15 protein-coding genes are annotated in these 17,304 nt (G+C 61.1%); 7 read left to right on the top strand and 8 right to left on the bottom strand.

Annotated elements, in window-relative coordinates; all coding sequences use genetic code 11:
* From VFE81_RS07890 to gspG, 4 genes are all read right to left on the bottom strand, one after another.
* The coding region (locus VFE81_RS07890) for a prepilin-type N-terminal cleavage/methylation domain-containing protein (protein WP_325044063.1) at positions 1-96 on the bottom strand (96 nt) is incomplete at its 3' end.
* Positions 74-478: a type II secretion system minor pseudopilin GspI gene (gene gspI, locus VFE81_RS07885; protein ID WP_325044062.1), complete on the bottom strand. Its 405-nt coding sequence runs from the start codon at positions 476-478 to the stop codon at positions 74-76. The genes VFE81_RS07890 and gspI, both read right to left, overlap by 23 nt.
* A 1-nt stretch (position 479) precedes the next feature.
* Positions 480-1,058, bottom strand: coding sequence for a GspH/FimT family pseudopilin (locus tag VFE81_RS07880; protein WP_325044061.1), 579 nt, complete (start codon positions 1,056-1,058; stop codon positions 480-482).
* A 136-nt stretch (positions 1,059-1,194) separates the two neighbouring features.
* The gene (gspG, locus tag VFE81_RS07875; RefSeq protein WP_325044060.1) at positions 1,195-1,659 is read right to left on the bottom strand and encodes a type II secretion system major pseudopilin GspG; all 465 of its coding nucleotides are present in this window, start codon (positions 1,657-1,659) and stop codon (positions 1,195-1,197) included.
* Positions 1,660-1,863: 204 nt separating this feature from the next.
* Between gspG and VFE81_RS07870 the strand changes: the two genes are divergently transcribed.
* Positions 1,864-2,277: a type II secretion system protein N gene (locus tag VFE81_RS07870; protein ID WP_325044059.1), complete on the top strand. Its 414-nt coding sequence runs from the start codon at positions 1,864-1,866 to the stop codon at positions 2,275-2,277.
* Positions 2,278-2,397: 120 nt separating this feature from the next.
* Here the strand turns inward: VFE81_RS07870 and gspF are convergent, their stop codons facing one another.
* The 3 genes from gspF to gspD are packed head-to-tail and all read right to left on the bottom strand — an operon-like array spanning position 2,398 to position 7,587.
* Entirely contained in the window at positions 2,398-3,615 is a 1,218-nt protein-coding gene (gene gspF, locus VFE81_RS07865; RefSeq protein WP_325044058.1) for a type II secretion system inner membrane protein GspF, read from the bottom strand.
* 4 nt (positions 3,616-3,619) lie between these two features.
* Complete coding sequence (gene gspE / locus VFE81_RS07860) at positions 3,620-5,200, bottom strand: type II secretion system ATPase GspE (protein ID WP_325044057.1); 1,581 nt, start codon at positions 5,198-5,200, stop codon at positions 3,620-3,622.
* The gene (gene gspD / locus VFE81_RS07855) at positions 5,197-7,587 is read right to left on the bottom strand and encodes a type II secretion system secretin GspD (RefSeq protein ID WP_325044056.1); all 2,391 of its coding nucleotides are present in this window, start codon (positions 7,585-7,587) and stop codon (positions 5,197-5,199) included. Before gspD ends, gspE begins: the two co-directional genes overlap by 4 nt.
* A gap of 514 nt (positions 7,588-8,101) precedes the next feature.
* Here gspD and VFE81_RS07850 point away from each other — a divergent pair.
* Both VFE81_RS07850 and VFE81_RS07845 read left to right on the top strand, forming a co-directional pair.
* Positions 8,102-8,548 (top strand): lytic transglycosylase domain-containing protein, encoded by a 447-nt coding sequence (locus tag VFE81_RS07850; protein ID WP_325044055.1) that lies wholly within the window; start codon positions 8,102-8,104, stop codon positions 8,546-8,548.
* Between the two features lie 255 nt (positions 8,549-8,803).
* Complete coding sequence (locus tag VFE81_RS07845; RefSeq protein WP_325044054.1) at positions 8,804-10,117, top strand: GTP-binding protein; 1,314 nt, start codon at positions 8,804-8,806, stop codon at positions 10,115-10,117.
* 133 nt (positions 10,118-10,250) lie between these two features.
* Here the strand turns inward: VFE81_RS07845 and VFE81_RS07840 are convergent, their stop codons facing one another.
* The gene (locus VFE81_RS07840) at positions 10,251-10,529 is read right to left on the bottom strand and encodes an HU family DNA-binding protein (protein ID WP_144111373.1); all 279 of its coding nucleotides are present in this window, start codon (positions 10,527-10,529) and stop codon (positions 10,251-10,253) included.
* 415 nt (positions 10,530-10,944) lie between these two features.
* Between VFE81_RS07840 and mnmC the strand changes: the two genes are divergently transcribed.
* From mnmC to VFE81_RS07820, 4 genes are all read left to right on the top strand, one after another.
* Complete coding sequence (mnmC, locus tag VFE81_RS07835; protein WP_325044053.1) at positions 10,945-12,912, top strand: bifunctional tRNA (5-methylaminomethyl-2-thiouridine)(34)-methyltransferase MnmD/FAD-dependent 5-carboxymethylaminomethyl-2-thiouridine(34) oxidoreductase MnmC; 1,968 nt, start codon at positions 10,945-10,947, stop codon at positions 12,910-12,912.
* Positions 12,913-13,763: 851 nt separating this feature from the next.
* Positions 13,764-14,969, top strand: coding sequence for a cation:proton antiporter (locus tag VFE81_RS07830; protein WP_325044052.1), 1,206 nt, complete (start codon positions 13,764-13,766; stop codon positions 14,967-14,969).
* Between the two features lie 104 nt (positions 14,970-15,073).
* On the top strand, positions 15,074-16,189 hold the full coding sequence (locus VFE81_RS07825) for a YbdK family carboxylate-amine ligase (protein ID WP_325044051.1): 1,116 nt from the start codon (positions 15,074-15,076) through the stop codon (positions 16,187-16,189).
* A 534-nt stretch (positions 16,190-16,723) separates the two neighbouring features.
* On the top strand, positions 16,724-17,304 hold a 581-nt coding region (locus VFE81_RS07820; protein ID WP_325044050.1), incomplete at its 3' end, for a MarR family winged helix-turn-helix transcriptional regulator.

Below are 17,304 nucleotides of genomic sequence, written 5' to 3'. Positions count from 1 at the left end.
CACCGCCATGATCGCGATCGCGACCAGCAACTCAATCAGCGTGAAACCACGCGTGCCCGATCGGCTAGGTCGCTTAGAGCGAACGGTTGTTTTCATTCGCGACCACCGTAACCATCTGGGCAAGATTGCCGGAACGCCCAGGCATCGTCACCATCACTTCCACTCGACGAAACACCGGATTCGGCGTCGCCGTCACATGCTCGGTACAGATCAACTGCAAATTGCCCTGCGAACAGTCGAAACTCGTCGAGCCGACGTTCGGCCAGCCATGCGTCAAATGCAATTGCGCCAGCGTATTGTCCGCGCTCCATCCCGCGAGCAGACGACGATGCAAATCGGCTTCGCCATTCGCCAGACTCCCCACCGCGCGCAACGATGCCGCCAACGCAATCGCGATGATCGCCAGCGCCACCAGTACTTCGATCATCGTAAAACCGCGCTGCGATACGCGCGCGCCCGTGTCCCTGCAACGACGCATCTCAGTGCACCTCATAGCGGCCATTGCCGGTGCCGACGATCGTCGCGCGGCCCGCCGCCGAAAATAACGTGATCTGCACCGGCACGTCGATCGCTTCGGTGCCGAACACGACACGGCTCGGGTGCGAATCCGACCCGGGGTAATTGATCGTGACGCCGGTCACGCCACCTTCCCAGTTGCGCGGCCCAAGCAGATCGTCACGCAGCGGACGCCACCCGTCTTCGGTACGCTGATCGAAGCGGAAGCCGCCGTCGAGCGGTTGCCAGGCGATCGGCCGTGCGCGCACCTGCGCTTCGTCGCCGGCCGACTCGAACAGCAGCGCGAGACGTTGCGCTTCTTCGTTCAGATCGGTGCGCGGATTGCGAGTCATCGTCAACGCGGTCAGCGATACCAGAATGCCCGCGATCACCAGCACCACCATCATTTCGAGCAGTGTGAAACCCGCGGCACGCTTCGGGCCACCAGCGCGTAAACCAGGTGAGCCACGCGAGCCACGCACACGCGCGCCGACGCACACCATGCCCGGCAGCGACGCCGTACATGGAGTGTCCACGCGGGACTTGCAAGCGGACAGTCGCATAGTGCCGGTCACAAACGATCAACTAAAGATCAGAAAAACAATGAGTCGATAAGACGCGCGGTGGATCGCCAAAAGAGCAGGGCGATCCGGCGCGCCTGAAAATCAACGGCGCTTACTGAGCTACTGAACTACCCGACTACTGCCACGAACCTACGTCGGCGTCGTTGCCTTCGCCGCCCGCTTTACCGTCCGCGCCATAGCTGAACACGTCGATTTCGCCATGCACGCCCGGGTTCAGATACCGATAGCTATTGCCCCACGGATCGTTCGGCAGACGTTCGAGGTAGCCGCCGTCCTTCCAGTTGTTCGGCACCGGGTCCGTGCTCGGCTTTTCGACCAGCGCGCGCAGGCCTTGCTCCTGAGTCGGATAACGGCCGTTGTCGAGACGGTAGAGTTTCAGTGCCTGCATCACCGTGCCGATGTCCTGCTTGGCAGCCACGCGCCGCGCTTCGTCCGGACGGCTCATGATTTTCGGCACGATCAATGCGGCCAGAATGCCCAGAATCGCGATCACGACCATGATTTCGATCAGCGTGAAACCGCGTTGACGACGGCTGCGCGGACCCGCGATTTCAGTACGGCGAGTGGTCGACAGTTGCATAGCGTGCTACCTCTTTTCAGGTGAAATTTTCGATCGGGCGGGATTCGCGTGTCAGGCAATCAGGGTGCCATTGAACACGCCCGGCCAGTCATTTTAATGTCATGGTGTTGAAGGGTTGCGAGAAAACGCCGGGCCTGGCGCGAAGCGCCAGGTTAGGGCACTTTCCCCCAACGCAATTTTCACAATAGTCCGTACAATATGCACATGAACGCCATCCAAATCCGCCTTCTGTCGCTCGGGCTGTTCGCCGTGTTTTGCGCGACGCTGACCTACTGGGTCATCACGATCTCCACGACGTCGGGGGCACCGTTGCCGGCGGCCGCCGCGCATGCGCAGGTCTCGACCGACCAGGCCGCCACGCTGTTCGGCGGCCAACTCACCCGCAGCGCTAACCAGGACGTGCATCTGTTCGGCATCCTCGCTTTGCGTGAAGGCGCCGCAGCCATCGTCAGCGTCGGCGGCGAGCCACCGCATGCGGTGTCGCTCGGCAGCACGCTCATGCAAGGCGCCAAACTCTCCGAAGTCCGCCCCCGCTCGATCATCATCGACCGCAACGGCGCGCATTCCGAAGTGTTCCTGCCGGCTAATTCCGCAGGTCCTACGATCTACGTGCGCTGAAGCATCCCGCATTGGATTGCTTCAGCTGATTGCGCGGGCGCCGCACTCGCCACCTAAGTAAGCCGTCGGCATAGCTGCCGACATAGCCGAAGCGGCCGCGCAACTTCAACCTCTCTCCGGTCACTGCACCAGGTTGTTCAACTCGATGATCGGCAACATCACCGCCAGCACGATCACGAGCACCACGCCCCCCATCGCCAGAATCAGCAACGGCTCGAGCAGGCTCGTCAGGAACATCGTGCGACGCTCCAGCTCGCGTGCTTCACCATCGGCCGCGCGGTCGAGCATGGTGGTCACGTCGCCGGTCGCTTCGCCCGAACGGATCAGGTGAATCAGTACCGGCGGAAACGTCTTCGTATTGCCGAGCGCGCGCGACAGGGATGTGCCTTCGCGCACCCGCACGATCGCATCGTCAATGTTCTCGCGCATGGCGTTGTTGCTGAGCGTTTCGGCGGCGGCTTGCAGCGCGCGCAGAATCGGCACGCCCGCTGCCGTCAGAATGCCGAGCGTGCTGGCAAAGCGCACTGTGTTGTAGCCGCGCACGAGTTTGCCGAGCAGCGGGGCGGTCAACAGCCACCGGTCGAAGGCGAGGCGCGGACCGGGCTGCTTCAGGATCGAGCGCACCAGATACACCAGTACGACCACGCCGATCAGCATCGCCCACCACCAGTGCCGCACGAAACCGGACAGCGCCATCATCATGATGGTGAGAATCGGTAGTTGCTGTTTGGTGCTGGCGAACACGTTCACCACTTGCGGCACCACGTAGCTCAGCAGAAACGTGACGATGCCGAAGGCGATGAGGGTCACGATCGCCGGGTACGTGAACGCGAGCACGATCTTCTGCTTGAGCGCGTTGCGTTGCTCGATGTAGTCGGCCAGACGCGAGAGCACGAGACCGAGTTTGCCGGTATGTTCACCGGCGGCGACCAGCGCCCGATAGATCTCGGGGAAGTCTTTAGGATGCTGCGTCAGCGCATTCGCGAGCGAATGGCCGCCGAGAACTTCAGCGCGAATCGACGCCATCAGCTCGCGGATGTAGTCGCGTTCCGATTGTTCGGTCAGCACCGAGAGCGCTTCGTCGAGCGGCAAACCGGCGATCAGCAGACTGGCCAGTTGACGCGTGAGAATTGCCTGCTCGCGCTGCGACAAACGCCGCCCCAGCGACAGGCGCTGATTGCGCTCGCCACGTGTGCGTGTCGCAGCCGGTTCGACGACGAGTGGCGTCAGTCCTTGCGAACGCAGATTGGTCCGCGCGCCGCGCGCGCTGTCTGCGTCGAGCACGCCTTTTTGCGCTTTGCCCGCCGCATCGATCGCTTCGAAACGAAATGCCGGCATGCGCTTATGCTCCGCCCGTCACGCGGATCACTTCTTCGAGCGACGTCAGCCCGGAAGCAAGCCAGCGGTCCGCATCCTCGCGCAGCGTGCGCATACCTTGCGCGCGGCCGGCGGTGAGAATCTCGGCGTCCGCTGCGTTGCGGTGAACCAGCGTGCGGATTTCGTCGTCGATCAGAAGCAGTTCGTAGACGCCGCGCCGGCCTGCATAGCCGGACTGCCCGCACTTGTCGCAGCCGACCGGATGCCAGCGTACACTGCCATCCTCTTCGACGCGTTCTTCGCGGCACACCGAACACAAGCGCCGCACCAGCCGCTGTGCCAGCACACCGAGCAGCGACGACGCCAGCAGATACGGTTCGACGCCCATGTCGGTCAAACGCGTCACGGCGGATGCCGCGTCGTTCGTGTGCAGCGTCGCCAAAACCAGGTGACCTGTCAGCGATGCCTGCACTGCGATCTGCGCGGTTTCCAGATCGCGGATTTCACCGATCATGATGATGTCCGGGTCCTGCCGCAGAATCGAACGCAGCGCCCGCGCGAAGGTCATGCCGATCCGCTCGTTGACCTGTGTCTGGCCGATGCCGGACAGGTCGTATTCGATCGGGTCTTCGACCGTCATGATGTTAGTGGTCGCGGTCTCAAGCCGCGACATCGACGCATACAGCGTGGTCGTTTTACCCGAACCGGTCGGGCCCGTGACTAGCACGATGCCGTGCGGCTTGCCGATCAGCTTGTCGAACTTGACGAGCGTATCCGGCGCCATGCCGAGGGCTTCGAGATTCAGTCGTGACGCATCCTTTTCCAGCAGACGCAGCACCGCGCGTTCGCCGTGACCGGTGGGCAGCGTCGAGACGCGCACATCGACCGGACGTCCGCCGACGCGCAGCGTGATACGGCCGTCCTGTGGCAGACGCTTCTCGGCGATATCAAGCTGAGCCATGATCTTGATCCGCGAGATCAAGGCGCCGTGCAACGCTTTCTTCGGCCGCACGACATCGCGCAACGTGCCGTCGACGCGAAAGCGCACCACCGACGAAGTCTCGAACGGCTCGATATGAATATCCGAAGCCTGTTCGCGTGCGGCTTGCGTGAGCAGCGCGTTGATCATGCGGATGATCGGCGCGTCGTCTTCCGACTCGAGCAGATCCTCGACCTCGGGAATGTCCTGCATCAAACGCGACAGATCGACTTCGCCTTCCACTTCGCCGACCACCTGCGCCGCGCTGCCGTCCTGGCGCGCGTAGGCCTGATTGATCGCCTGGGCAAGTTCGTCAGCCGGCACACGCACAATGGACAACGCGCCAAAGTTACGCGCGACTTCGGCAAGCGCTGCGTCACTGGTGCGCTCGCTGATCCAGATTTCGAGGCTGTCGGCGTGCTGATGCGCGACCAGAATCTGGCCACTGCGGGCAAAGCCGTAGGGCACGAGGCGCGCGGCGACCCCTGACGGTGCGATGCGTTCGGCATGCTCCGCCACGACCGCAGGCGGAATCGCCGAGGCTTGTGCCGCTGCTTGCGTCGGTGCACCGGCTCGCGCCGATGTCGGTGACGCGGAAGCTGACGGCGGCGTGGACGGCGTGCTCACGGCTGCACTCCGGGCGAAGCGGTGGAAGGCGTCACCGTTACCGGGTTCGTCTGCACAGCGGCGCCATTCGTGGCGGGGTACATCTGCTGCACGGTTCCGCCATTGTTCATGACCGGATTCGTCGTCACAGCCCCGCCATTCGTGACTGGCGCCGGAGCCGAATCTGGCGGCGGTGTTATCTGCTGACGTCGCATCTTGTCGAGATCGAACAGGTTCATCGCCGGCGAGCCGCCCTGGCTCGGGCCGATCGGCATCGGCGGCACCACCGGATCGTCCTTGTCCTTGATCAGGTTGTTGTCCGACTTGTATGCACCCTGTACGCCCTGGATGTAATCGTAGCGGTTCGACGTCACGGCCTGCGCGGTAGCGCGGTCGGTGATGATCACGGGGCGCAGGAACACCATCAGGTTAGTCTTGTTGCGGGTCTTCTGTTCCGAGCGGAACAGCTGGCCGATCCAGGGGATATCGCCCAGCAGCGGCACCTTGCTGTTGCTGACCTGGTAGTTGTCCTGCATCAGGCCACCCAGCACGATGATCTCGCCGTTATCGGCCAGCACCGTCGACTGGATCGAACGCTTAGTGAACTCGGGGCCGGCCGGGTTGGTCGTCGCGTTGGTCGTGCCGTTCACGATCGCCGAGTCTTCCGTGTAGAGCTGCAGCTTGAGAATCCCGCCGTCGGTGATCTGCGGCTTGACGTGCAGCGTCAGACCGACGTCGACGCGATCGTAAGTATTGAATGCCGAGGTCGCGGTGGCACTCGTGAGGTTCGAATACGAACCCGTCTGGATCGGCACGTTCGTACCGACGACGATCTTGGCTTCCTCATTGTCGAGCGTGATGAGGTTAGGCGTCGACAACACGTTCGCGTCGGCGGTTTGCGACAACGCCTGCAGCAGCGCACCGAGCCCCTGCACACCGAAAATGTTGTGAATCCAGCCGATGTTGAGCCCCTGCTGGAGCCCGCCGTTCGCGTTTCCGAGCGCCCCGGCGAGACCGCCGGTGGCCGCGCCTGCGGCGGCGGCGGCCGTCAGATTGATGATGCTATTGCTATTGCCGGTCGACAGGTTGGTGCCGGCATACAGCGAATTGTTCGCGACCTGCCATTGAATGCCGAGATTGGCATTCGTGTTCGAGTTCAACTCGACGATCAGCGCCTCGATATAGACCTGCGCGCGCCGCGCGTCGAGCTGGTCGATCACCGCCCGCAGGTTGCGGTACACCGGCTCGGCCGCCGTAATGATCAGCGAGTTGGTCGCAGAGTCCGCCTGGATCATGCCGCCCGGCTGATTGTCGTCGCTCTTCTCCTTGTCGCCGCCTAGCAGGCCGCTGGAACCGGCACCGCCGTTCGAGCCGTATCCCCCGCCGCTACCGCCCATCGGTGACGCCGACGAGCTGCTGTTGAGTCCGCCCGACGGCAGCGGCGGCGTGCCCGACGTACCTGTCGAATTGCCGCCGCCCAACCCGCCACCGCCGTTCTGGTTGAACGAGTTCGCTTCGTTCGAGCCGCCCGACGAGCCGCTGTCGCCGCCTTTGCCGAGCATCCCGCGCAAGGTCTTCGCGAGCTTCGTCGCGTCCGCGTTGCGCAGCGCCACGACGTGCATGTTGCCAGGCATGGTGGTCGGTGTATCGAGTTCCTTCGCCAGCTGCTTCGCCGCCGCGAGACGCCCGCCGTTCGACGCGCGGATCAGCAAGGAGTTGGTGCGCGGGTCCGCGGTGATCGACACCTTCAGCGTCGCGTCGGTGCTGCCGATCGCGCCAGGGTCGAGCATCTTGGTCAACTGCGTGGCAATGTCGATCGAGTTGGCGTTCCTCAATTGCACGACCGACACCGACTGGCCCGCGGCCGTATCGACACCCGCGATAATTTGCGCGATACGCCGCACGTTGTCGGCGTAATCCGTCACGACAATCGTGTTGTTGGCCGGGTAGGCCGCCACGGTATTGTTCGGCGAGATCAACGGACGCAACACCGGCAACAGGTTGTTGGCCGATTCGTTCTTCAGCACGAACACCTGCGTGACCACCTGGTCGCCTCGTGCCACCGGCGTATTGCCGACGTAGGTCGGTACACCTTGCAGCTTGGCGTCGGCCTCGGGCACGACCTTCAGCACGCCGTGGTCCTGAACCAACGCGAAGCCCTGCATCCGCAAAGCGGATTGCAAGGTCTTGAGCGCCTGGTCTTCGGGCACCGCATTTTCCGAAACGAGGTTCAGCTGACCCTTCACTCGCGGATCGACGATGATCGTTTTGCCGGTCGCCGCGCCAATCGCCTTGGCCACCTGGTCGATATCGGCGTTCACGAAGTTGAGTGTCACCTGTGCCTGTGCTGTCTGCGCGGTGATCAATCCAGCCACCAGCAGCGCCGTTGCGACGCGACGCAATGCCATACGATTTCTTCTCATGGAATGTGGGATCGATGCCAACGGCCGTAGCCGTCGACGGTCATGCAGTGCGAACATTTGAGCAGGCCGCCGCCCTATCGGTCTGCCAGCCGGCGCCACAGGCAATCAGCGGCCCGGATGCCGGACATCCAATGTCCGAAAAAAATGAACAGTAACAGTTTTTCATGTCGGATTTGTCACAAAACAACGGCTCCGTACGATTACTCTAAAGACCGTCTCGAACCGTCAAGCAATTGAAAGCAAATGGCTTCCGTGCGCCAAACCGCAGAAGTCCTTGGTTTTACGCCTGATTATGTCGGTTAGCCAACTTGACGCGTCTCAGTCTGCCGGTATGATACGAGCCGTTCGAGGTACTGGTTGCGACTTGTCGACACGGGTTTTCCCCGATGTCCGACGAAGGCCCGGCCAGTGAGCCTCGGCGGCTTCTAGCGGCTGAAGTATGGCCGATGCATTGCCTTACCGAACCTTACTCTTGCGATTTGTTTAGTCATCTTGACTGATGAAACGAACCTTCGTCACCGTCGCCGCAGGACTTGCCGTGCTGATCGCAGCAGGGTCCGCGCGCGCCGATTGCTTTGACGCGGCTGCGGGGTATCAGAAGGTCAACCCCTTGATTCTGCGCGCTATTGCGTGGCAGGAATCACACAATCGGCCGGACGCGCTGCATAAGAACGCCAACGGCTCGACCGACTACGGCGTTATGCAGATCAACTCGATTCATCTGCCGACGCTCGCCCAGTACGGCATCTCGCAAGGCACGCTGATGGAGCCTTGCAAGAACGTCTATATCGCAGCATGGCATCTGCGGCGCCAGATGAACAAGTATGGCAATACCTGGCAGGCGGTCGGCGCGTATCACTCCGAGACGCCTGCGCTGCGCGATAAGTACGCGCAGCAGATCGCCGCGATCCTGCGCAAGTGGAATCTGATGCCCGCTGCACACTGAGCGGTATCTTCGTGGGTGGCTTCGTCGGTTCGATACCAGACACTTTTGCCGGCGCTCATGCCGGTGCGGCCTTCCAGACAGCGCCTGTCAGCGTGGCTGCCCAGACTTTCCGATCCGGCCCGTCACGCGGCCACTCCCCGTTTGATGCACAATGCGGCTTCGTGCTGCCGTCGCTGTTCGGCCATCTTCTGGTCCCAGGGTCATGCGACCCCAAGCCCGGCACGCCTTCCAATCCTCTTGTCTTTCCGTACTGCGATGAACCAGCCGCTATTGCCAGTCACCGTGCTCTCCGGTTTTCTGGGCGCCGGCAAGACCACGCTCCTGAATCACATCCTCGCGAATCGCGCCGGTTTGCGCGTCGCCGTAATCGTCAACGACCTGGCCGCCGTCAATATCGATGCAACGCTCGTGCGCGACGCCGCCGCGCTCTCGCATGTCGAAGAACAGCTCGTCGAACTGTCGAATGGCTGCATCTGCTGCACGTTGCGCGACGACTTGCTGGTCGAGATCAAGCGGCTTGCCGGCGAAAAGCGCTTCGATGCGATCCTGATCGAGTCGACCGGCGTGGCCGAGCCGATGCCGATTGCCGAAACCTTCACCTTCGTCGACGACGACGGCGTGTCGCTGTCCGATGTCGCGCAGCTCGATACGATGGTGACCGTGGTCGATGCGTTCAACTTCCTGCGGGACTACGGTTCAGCCGACGCGCTCTCCGAACGGGGCATCGCCGCAACGGAAGAAGACGACCGGACGTTGGTCGAATTGCTGATCGAGCAGATTGAATTCTGCGACGTACTGGTGGTGAACAAGGCCGATCTGGTGAGCGCGGATGAGCTCACGCGTTTGCAGCGTATCCTTGCCCGCATCAATCCGCGCGCCGTGCAAGTGGTGAGCCGTTTCGGCGAAGTGCCGCTTGGCGAAGTGCTGAACACCGGGCGCTTCGATTTCGACGAGGCATCGAGCGCACCGGGTTGGCTGGCATCGCTCAATCACGAGCACGATCATGAACACGGCCATGCTCATCACGGTGAAGCGGACGAATTCGGCATCGGCAATTTCATTTACCGCGCGCGGCGGCCGTTTCACCCGGAGCGCCTGTGGACGCTGCTACATGAGGAGTGGAAGGGCGTCTTGCGCAGCAAAGGCTTCTTCTGGCTCGCAACGCGTAACGACATCGCCGGTTCGCTGTCGCAGGCGGGTGGCGCTTGCCGGCATGGTCCGGCGGGGATGTGGTGGGCCGCTCAGGATCGCAGCGAATGGCCGGACGGCGATGACGAGCTGGCCGCTGAAATTGCCGCCGACTGGTATGGCGATCCGGGCGATCTGAGCATCGGCGATCGTCGCCAGGAACTGGTGATGATCGGCGTCGGCATCGACCCGGCTGTCTGGAAAGCGAAGTTCGACGCGTGCCTCGTGACCGACGCGGAATACGCGGCGGGACCGCAAGCGTGGCAACAATTTGCCGATCCGTTCCCGGCATGGGACTTCGACGAAGACGGCCATGATCATGACCACGACCACGACCACGACGGCCATGGTCACGGCGAAATCGTGCATCGCCACGACTAGGCAGCCCCCTTGTCCCCGGTGCTGATTGTTTGGCCACGGCGCCGGTTGCGGTTGCAGTTGCGGCTAAAACACAGAATCGCAGGCGAAAAAAAACCCGCCATTGGCGGGTGTCAACTGCCAGGCAGTAATCTGCTTAGCGCTTGTTGACTGAATCCTTGAACGCCTTGCCAGCCGTGAACTTGACGGTCTTGGCGGCCGGGATCTTGATAGTCTCGCCGGTCTTGGGGTTACGACCCGTACGTGCTGCGCGCTTGCCCGAACCGAAGCTGCCAAAGCCGATCAGCTGGACCGCGTCACCCTTCGACACAGACTTCTTGATCACTTCAAGCAACGTGTCCAGCGTCTCACCGGTTTGAGCCTTGCTGGCGCCGGTCTGTCCTGCGACGGCGTCGATCAGTTCCTGTTTGTTCATTAAGGTTCCTTTCTGAGTTTAGGTTGACACGAACAGCGCGAACGCGCCGATTATACGTGCGCGGGCACACCGTCGAGCAGCTGCGGTCCGGATCCCCTCCGGACAATAGCGCCGGGCGATTTGACTACCCGTCGGCCGTGCTGCCGCTCCCTTCGCGGCGCTTGCTATGATAGCGCAGCGCAAACCCAATCAGGATAAGGGTTTCGAAGAAATTAAGCGGTTCCGGGGCCGATATTGAGGGGAAACCCTTCTTTTTTCGCTTCGCGAGCCTCAATCAGAGGCTCAAACCCAGTATGGACGGGGCTTAGCGTTGGTTTTTGCCAACGTTGCAGCGCGTCTTTTTCGCCGCCCGGCGAGTTGCGCGCGCTGGCGGTAACGTCTGACCCGCTCTTTCGAGCGTCATTTTCCGCCGCGCATGACCGATCCGCTGATCCCCGCCGTCCTCGCGTTTCGCGACAACGGCACACCTTTTTCGCCGCTCTACGACGACATCTATCACAGCGCTGTCGGCAGTCTCGAGCAGGCTCAATACGTCTTCCTGCGCGGCAATGCGCTGCCGGACCGATGGCAGGGCCGTCGCATTTTCACTGTGCTCGAAACCGGCTTCGGCATGGGCATCAACTTCCTGATGACCTGGGCTGCCTGGCGTGACGATCCGGCGCGCTGCGAGCGACTGCACTTCGTCTCGACCGAGAAACATCCCTTTACTCAAGCCGATTTGCAAAGCGTATTTGCCGCGACGATTTCCGATCCGGCCATCGCCGCGCTTGCGCAAACGCTGGCCGGCGCATGGCCGATGCTCGTGCCTGGCACCCATCGGCTGGAGTTCGACGACGGCCGGATCGTCCTGACGCTCGTGTTCGGCGACGCAGGGGAAACCTTGCCGAACTTGAGACTGCGCGCCGATGCGTTCTACCTGGACGGCTTCGCGCCAGCCAAGAACCCCGAGATATGGACGCCGGCGATCTTCAAGTCGCTCGCGCGGATGGCCGGTGAGGGCGCCACGTTCTCTACCTACACCAGCGCCGGCGACATCAAACGCGCGTTGACGCAATGTGGTTTCGAGTATCGCAAGGTCGACGGCTTCGGCTGGAAACGGGCGATGCTGGTCGGCCACTTCGCGCCGCGCTGGCGCGTGCGCCGCTATGAACCGCTGGCACCGCTCGAAGTCGACGAGCGGCACGCCGTCGTAATCGGCGCCGGTCTTGCCGGCTGCGCCGTGATCGAGCGCCTGACCGCGCGAGGTTGGCGCGTAACGTCACTGGAGCGCCATGCATCGGTGGCGCAGGACGCCTCGGGCAATCCGGCCGGCGTGTTCCATCCAATGATCTCGCGCGACGACAGCGTCGCTTCGCGCGTCACGCGTGCGGGATTTCTCTACACGCTGAGGCGCTGGGCAGCGCTCGAACGGCTCGGCCACCGTCCATTGCGTGGCGCTCCCGGTCTGTTGCAAATCGCTGCGGACGACGAAGAAGCGCGCTCGATGAGCCAGGCAATCGCGGCGTTTGGTTACCCGTCTGAATACGTGACACCCGTATCGCTCAGCGAAGCACAAGATCTTGCCGGCATGCCACTCACGCGAAGCGGCTGGCTTTTTCCGCATGGCGGCTGGATCGACCCGGCATCGCTTTGCGCCGCGCAGTGCGCAGCGGCAGGCGACCTGCTCGAACGCCGCTTCGGCGTGGACGTGGCGCGCCTTGAGCGATCCGGCAATCAATGGACCGTCTTCGACGCAGCAGGGCAGGTCATTGCGCGCGCGCCAGTGGTCATTGTCGCGAGCGCACACGACGCCGCGCGCATCGCAGGTTTGCAGCACGCGCCGACCCGCAGCATCCGCGGCCAGTTGACTTTGCTGCCTCCGGGCACTGTACCTCCGCTTGGGATGCCGGTGATTGGCGAAGGCTACGCTGTCCCGCTAGCCGACGGCGTCACGCTGACCGGCGCTACCTACGAACTCGACGACCCTGACACCGCATTGCGACCGGATGGCCATCTGGAAAACCTCGAGCGTGTCGCACAGATGCTGCCGGCCTTTGACGGGATCGTCGATTCGGCACGGGCGACGGCGCTTACCGGGCGCGTTGCGTTTCGCTGTGTCACGAGCGACCGCATGCCGATGATCGGCAACGTCGCCGACGAAGCCGCCTCGACGCGCGATGCCGAGCGTCTGCGTGGCGCATGGCCACTCGATTTGCCGCGCGTCGATGGTTTGTACAGCGCATTTGCCTACGGGTCTCGCGGTCTGGTGTGGGCGGCGTTAGGCGCCGAGTTGATCGCCTCGCAGATCGAAGGTGAGCCATGGCCGCTCGAACGGGAATTGGCCGAAGACATCGATCCTGCTCGCTTCCTCTTGCGCGCGTTACGCCAGGGCACGGTGCGTTAACCACGCGCACTGAACATTTGCGACGAGAAAAGTTATCCACCGAAACTTGTGGATAACCGCGCCGTTTACCGGCGCAACTCATGTGGAACCGTTGTGGACGTAAACGGGGTAACTTGGCTGCCGTCGAAAATCGCGAAAAGTTACCCTTGTATACCCGTCACTGCCGCACACGCTGTGCATCCTGTTATACGAGCAGCAACCCGATGAATTGATTCGGTAAATCTAGGTTATCCACAGAAAACGAGGCACCTTGTTAACTGTTACTACGTATACATACGGTAAACCTGTAAACAGAAGAGCCCTCTCGAGATCGAGCGCGATCGTCGGATCAGAACCGCTGGCAATCGATGGAAAAACACCATCGGCGACGCTCCGGAAAATACATCTGCAACGTTGAATCTGTACGCTCTGAGCGGCAGACTCGCTTTTCAAACGGTCGCTTTTTCCTCATCTCTAGTAGATAACGCACGTTTTTACCGTTTTGCCTGCATGTTCCTGTCTTTTCGGTCAAGTCTGAAAAAGCTATGGCACAATCGCCGTTCTTTTCCGCGTCGTGCCTCGCCTCAGGCGGCACACGCTGCAACGGAACGGTGCCGCTCAATCAGAATCTGATTCAAAGTCGAGGGCGTTCTTTCACCGTGCCGGGCCGGATGCTGCGGCCGCACCCCGGAATGCGCCGCGCTCTCTGTGGCTGCGGCTGCGGCGCATTCAGATCATCCGATCGTTTGAAAACTCGCAACGCTGGTCACGCGAAACGATCGCGACAGTGAGCGTCTCATGCGCCCACCCGCTCGCCGGTATTTGCGCCGGTTCGTGTCGTCTGCCGTTGCTGCAAAGGAGAACCCATCACGATGAAATCGGCGTTTTCATTTTTTCCAGCCTGGCCTCTCACACCCGACGCCATTTTTTGGGCTGGTCTCGCATTGCTCGCCGCGGGTCTGTGCGGTGAGCTGTGCTATCGCGCATGGCGTTTGCCGCGCATTTCCGGGTATGCGGTCATCGGCCTGATAGCGGGCGCAGCCGGTTCGGGCGTGATCGACGCGGATTCCGCAAGCGCTGCACGGCCGTTGCTCGATGTGGCGCTCGGTTTGTTGTTATTCGAACTTGGCAGCCGACTCGATCTGCGCTGGATTCGCCGCAATCCCTGGCTGATCCTGTCGAGCGTCGCCGAAGCCACGCTGACGTTCGCGCTGGTTTTGCCGGTTTTGTTGTTCCTGAAAGTGCCACTGATGGTGGCGACAGTGCTTGCGGCCATTGCCATGGCGACTTCGCCAGCGATGGTGATCCAGCTCAAAACCGAGCTGCGTGCGGAAGGTCAGGTCACCCAACGTTTGTTGACCCTTACCGCGCTGAACAGCATGTACGCGGTGGTGATCGAAAAGCTTGTATCGAGCTGGTTGCATCAGGAGGTTTACGGCAACGTATACGCCACGATTCTGCAGCCGCTGTATCTGCTGGTCGGCTCGCTCGTGCTGGCCTATCTGCTGGCGCGTACGTGCACGTTTTTTTATCGCCGTCTGAACATGCAGGACGAGCATTCGTTCGTCGCGCTGTTCGGCCTCGTGCTGCTGGCGATTGCGGTGGCGCATCTGTTCAAGCTTTCCACCATTCTTGCGTTGCTGGCCGCAGGCATCATCGTGAAGAATCTTGAAGCGCGTCCGCAGTTGTGGCCAGAACATTTCGGCACCGCCGGCTGGTTGTTGACCGTGATTCTGTTCGTGCTGACGCTGACTTCGTTCGAATGGAAAGACATCGCGCTCGGCGGTGTTGCGGCGCTGGGTCTGATTGTTGCGCGTCTGGTTGCGAAACTGGTCGGCGTGTTGGCCTTCGCCAAGCCGAGCGGCTTGAACTGGAAGCAGGGGATGGCGCTAGGTTTGTCGTTATCACCCATGTCGGCGCTCGCGTACCTGCTCGTCGACGATACGTACAACCTCTATCCGAATTTCGACCCGCAACTGCGGGCCATCGTGATGTGCTCGATTTTCGTGCTGCAGATTCTCGGGCCGTGGCTCGTGTATCGCAGCCTTGCGCTGGTGGGTGAACGGCGCGAAGCGTAAGCGCACACCGCTTCTCGACGCTGTACGCGCTTTATCCAACTTATTCGCTTCAAAAACGGCCGGGCATGTGACAAATACCCGGCCGACCTGACTCAGGGGACGCCATGTCACTCGAACCCTTCATCGATTCGAAACCGTTCACGTTCGGTGTCGAACTCGAAATGCAGATCGTCAATACGCACGACTATGATCTGACCAAAGCCGGCTCGGATCTGATGCGTCTCATCAAGGACGAAAAAATTCCCGGCAACATTACGCCGGAAATTACCGAAAGCATGATCGAGTTGTCGACCGGTATCTGCACGACGCACGAACAGGCCGTCACCGATTTGCGCAAGATCCGCGACACGCTGGTTTCCGCAGCCGACCACCTGAACGTCGGCTTGTGCGGTGGCGGCACGCACGCGTTCCAGCAATGGAGCGAACGGCAGATCGTCGATACGCCACGCTTTCAGTATCTTTCCGAGTTGTACGGTTACCTTGCCAAGCAATTCACGGTGTTCGGCCAGCATGTGCACATCGGCTGTCCGGATCCGAATAGCGCGCTGTATCTGCTGCATTCGATGTCGCGTTTCATTCCACATTTCATCGCCTTGTCGGCTTCATCGCCGTTCGTGCAAGGTGTCGATACCGGTTTTCATTCGGCACGACTGAATTCCGTGTTCGCGTTTCCGCTGTCGGGCCGCGCGCCGTTTGTGTTGACGTGGGACAGCTTCGAAGAATATTTCTCGAAGATGGTTCACACAGGCGTGGTCAACAGCATGAAGGATTTTTACTGGGACATCCGGCCGAAGCCAGGTTTCGGCACGATCGAAGTACGCGTGATGGATACGCCGATGTCGGTGGATCGTGCCGCGGCGATCGCCTGCTACATCCAGACGCTTGCACGGCATCTCCTGCTCGATAAGCCGATCACGCCGAAAGAAGACGATTACCTCGTCTACACGTTCAACCGTTTCGAGGCATGCCGATTCGGTCTGGCCGGCAACTGTATCAATCCGCAAACGAGCGAACGCAAGACGATTTCCGAAGATATCCTCGAAACACTGGATCTGATTGCACCGCACGCCGAAGCATTGGGTTCGGGCAACGCGCTCGCCGAAATCGGTGCGATTGCGCGCGGTCAGGTCAATGATGCGACGTGGTTGCGTGGCGTCTTCGAGCGGGAAAAGTCCTTGCACGAAGCTGTAAGGCAACAGTGTCTGCAGTGGCGAGCCTAGCCAGATACAGGATTGCTTACGTCAAACCGTAAGGAAAACCCGCTTCGTGCGGGTTTTTTTTCGTAAATAATTTCCAGATCGCTGGGCTTTAGGTTTTTCTAAAGTTTACGTATACAAACATAGTAGTAGTTAACAAGCATTGCATCTGCCTGTGGACAACTGAATAATTCCCTGCAAAGTCAAAGTTCTACGTAAACTATAACTAGACTGGTCGAAGGTGCATTGGCACCGGGAAACGAGGACAACTTCTGTACGGCGGGGGTGGCCAGATTGCTTATCAAGAATCGACACACATGCCATCCCCAGTGTTTTCCCATGGTTATCCACAGCTTGCGTTGGATAACTTAGCTGTACGATTCGCCGCTCTCGCATAGAATGTCGTTTTCGCCGCTTTGGCTTGCAGGGCGGTAAATTTTTGAGATAGTAGATTCCGTCTCGTCTGCTTTTGGGCGAGGCTACCCCACACAGGCTACGGGCGTGTTCGGCAGCGGTTCGTCGGCATCGCACGCAAGCTTAATAAACCAAACGAAGATTATGAGCGAAGGCGTATACGGAGAACAGGCATCCGGGCGAGTGACCCACAGCCTACTGCGATTGAGCACGGCCATGCGGAGCCAGGCTTGGGAATGGGCGGAAGGCGCAGGCCTTACGCCGACCCAGGGCGAAATCCTGGTCTTGCTGATGCAACGCAAAGGCCCGATGCGTCTCGGCGAAATTGCCCGTGAAACGGCCCTGACCGCCGCGACTACCAGCGATGCCGTGAGCACGCTCGAGACCAAAGGCCTGGTCGAAAAACGCCGTGCCCTCGACGACGGCCGCGCCCTCGCCGTCCGTCTGACGGCGCGTGGCCGAACCGCCGCCAAGCGCGCTGCGCAATGGCCGGACTTCCTGGCCAAAGCGGTCGGCACGCTGCGCGACGAAGAACAGGCGTTGTTCTATCGCACGTTGCTCAAGACCATCCACCAGTTGGAAGCGCAAGGCACGATTCCGCCGCATCGCATGTGCCTGAGCTGCACGCACTTCGAGCCGAGCAAGAATCCGAAGAAGACGCCGCATCACTGCGGGCTGCTCGACATGAAGATGTCAGACACGGATTTGCGTCTCGATTGCTCGGT

It is taken from the genome of Paraburkholderia sp. (assembly GCF_035656215.1).
Lineage (GTDB): Bacteria > Pseudomonadota > Gammaproteobacteria > Burkholderiales > Burkholderiaceae > Paraburkholderia.
The sequence above is the reverse complement of the archived record's forward strand: the minus strand, read 5'-3'. Positions and strand labels throughout refer to the sequence as shown.

What these genes read in the sequence shown, in the direction of transcription:
- VFE81_RS07880 (WP_325044061.1), bottom strand. Translation starts at nt 1,058, where the DNA reads ATGCGACTGTCCGCTTGCAAGTCCCGCGTGGACACTCCATGTACGGCG.
- VFE81_RS07825 (WP_325044051.1), top strand. Translation starts at nt 15,074, where the DNA reads ATGTCACTCGAACCCTTCATCGATTCGAAACCGTTCACGTTCGGTGTC.
- VFE81_RS07840 (WP_144111373.1), bottom strand. Translation starts at nt 10,529, where the DNA reads ATGAACAAACAGGAACTGATCGACGCCGTCGCAGGACAGACCGGCGCC.
- gspD (WP_325044056.1), bottom strand. Translation starts at nt 7,587, where the DNA reads ATGGCATTGCGTCGCGTCGCAACGGCGCTGCTGGTGGCTGGATTGATC.
- gspG (WP_325044060.1), bottom strand. Translation starts at nt 1,659, where the DNA reads ATGCAACTGTCGACCACTCGCCGTACTGAAATCGCGGGTCCGCGCAGC.
- VFE81_RS07845 (WP_325044054.1), top strand. Translation starts at nt 8,804, where the DNA reads ATGAACCAGCCGCTATTGCCAGTCACCGTGCTCTCCGGTTTTCTGGGC.
- VFE81_RS07830 (WP_325044052.1), top strand. Translation starts at nt 13,764, where the DNA reads ATGAAATCGGCGTTTTCATTTTTTCCAGCCTGGCCTCTCACACCCGAC.
- gspI (WP_325044062.1), bottom strand. Translation starts at nt 478, where the DNA reads ATGCGTCGTTGCAGGGACACGGGCGCGCGCGTATCGCAGCGCGGTTTT.
- VFE81_RS07870 (WP_325044059.1), top strand. Translation starts at nt 1,864, where the DNA reads ATGAACGCCATCCAAATCCGCCTTCTGTCGCTCGGGCTGTTCGCCGTG.
- mnmC (WP_325044053.1), top strand. Translation starts at nt 10,945, where the DNA reads ATGACCGATCCGCTGATCCCCGCCGTCCTCGCGTTTCGCGACAACGGC.
- VFE81_RS07850 (WP_325044055.1), top strand. Translation starts at nt 8,102, where the DNA reads ATGAAACGAACCTTCGTCACCGTCGCCGCAGGACTTGCCGTGCTGATC.
- gspF (WP_325044058.1), bottom strand. Translation starts at nt 3,615, where the DNA reads ATGCCGGCATTTCGTTTCGAAGCGATCGATGCGGCGGGCAAAGCGCAA.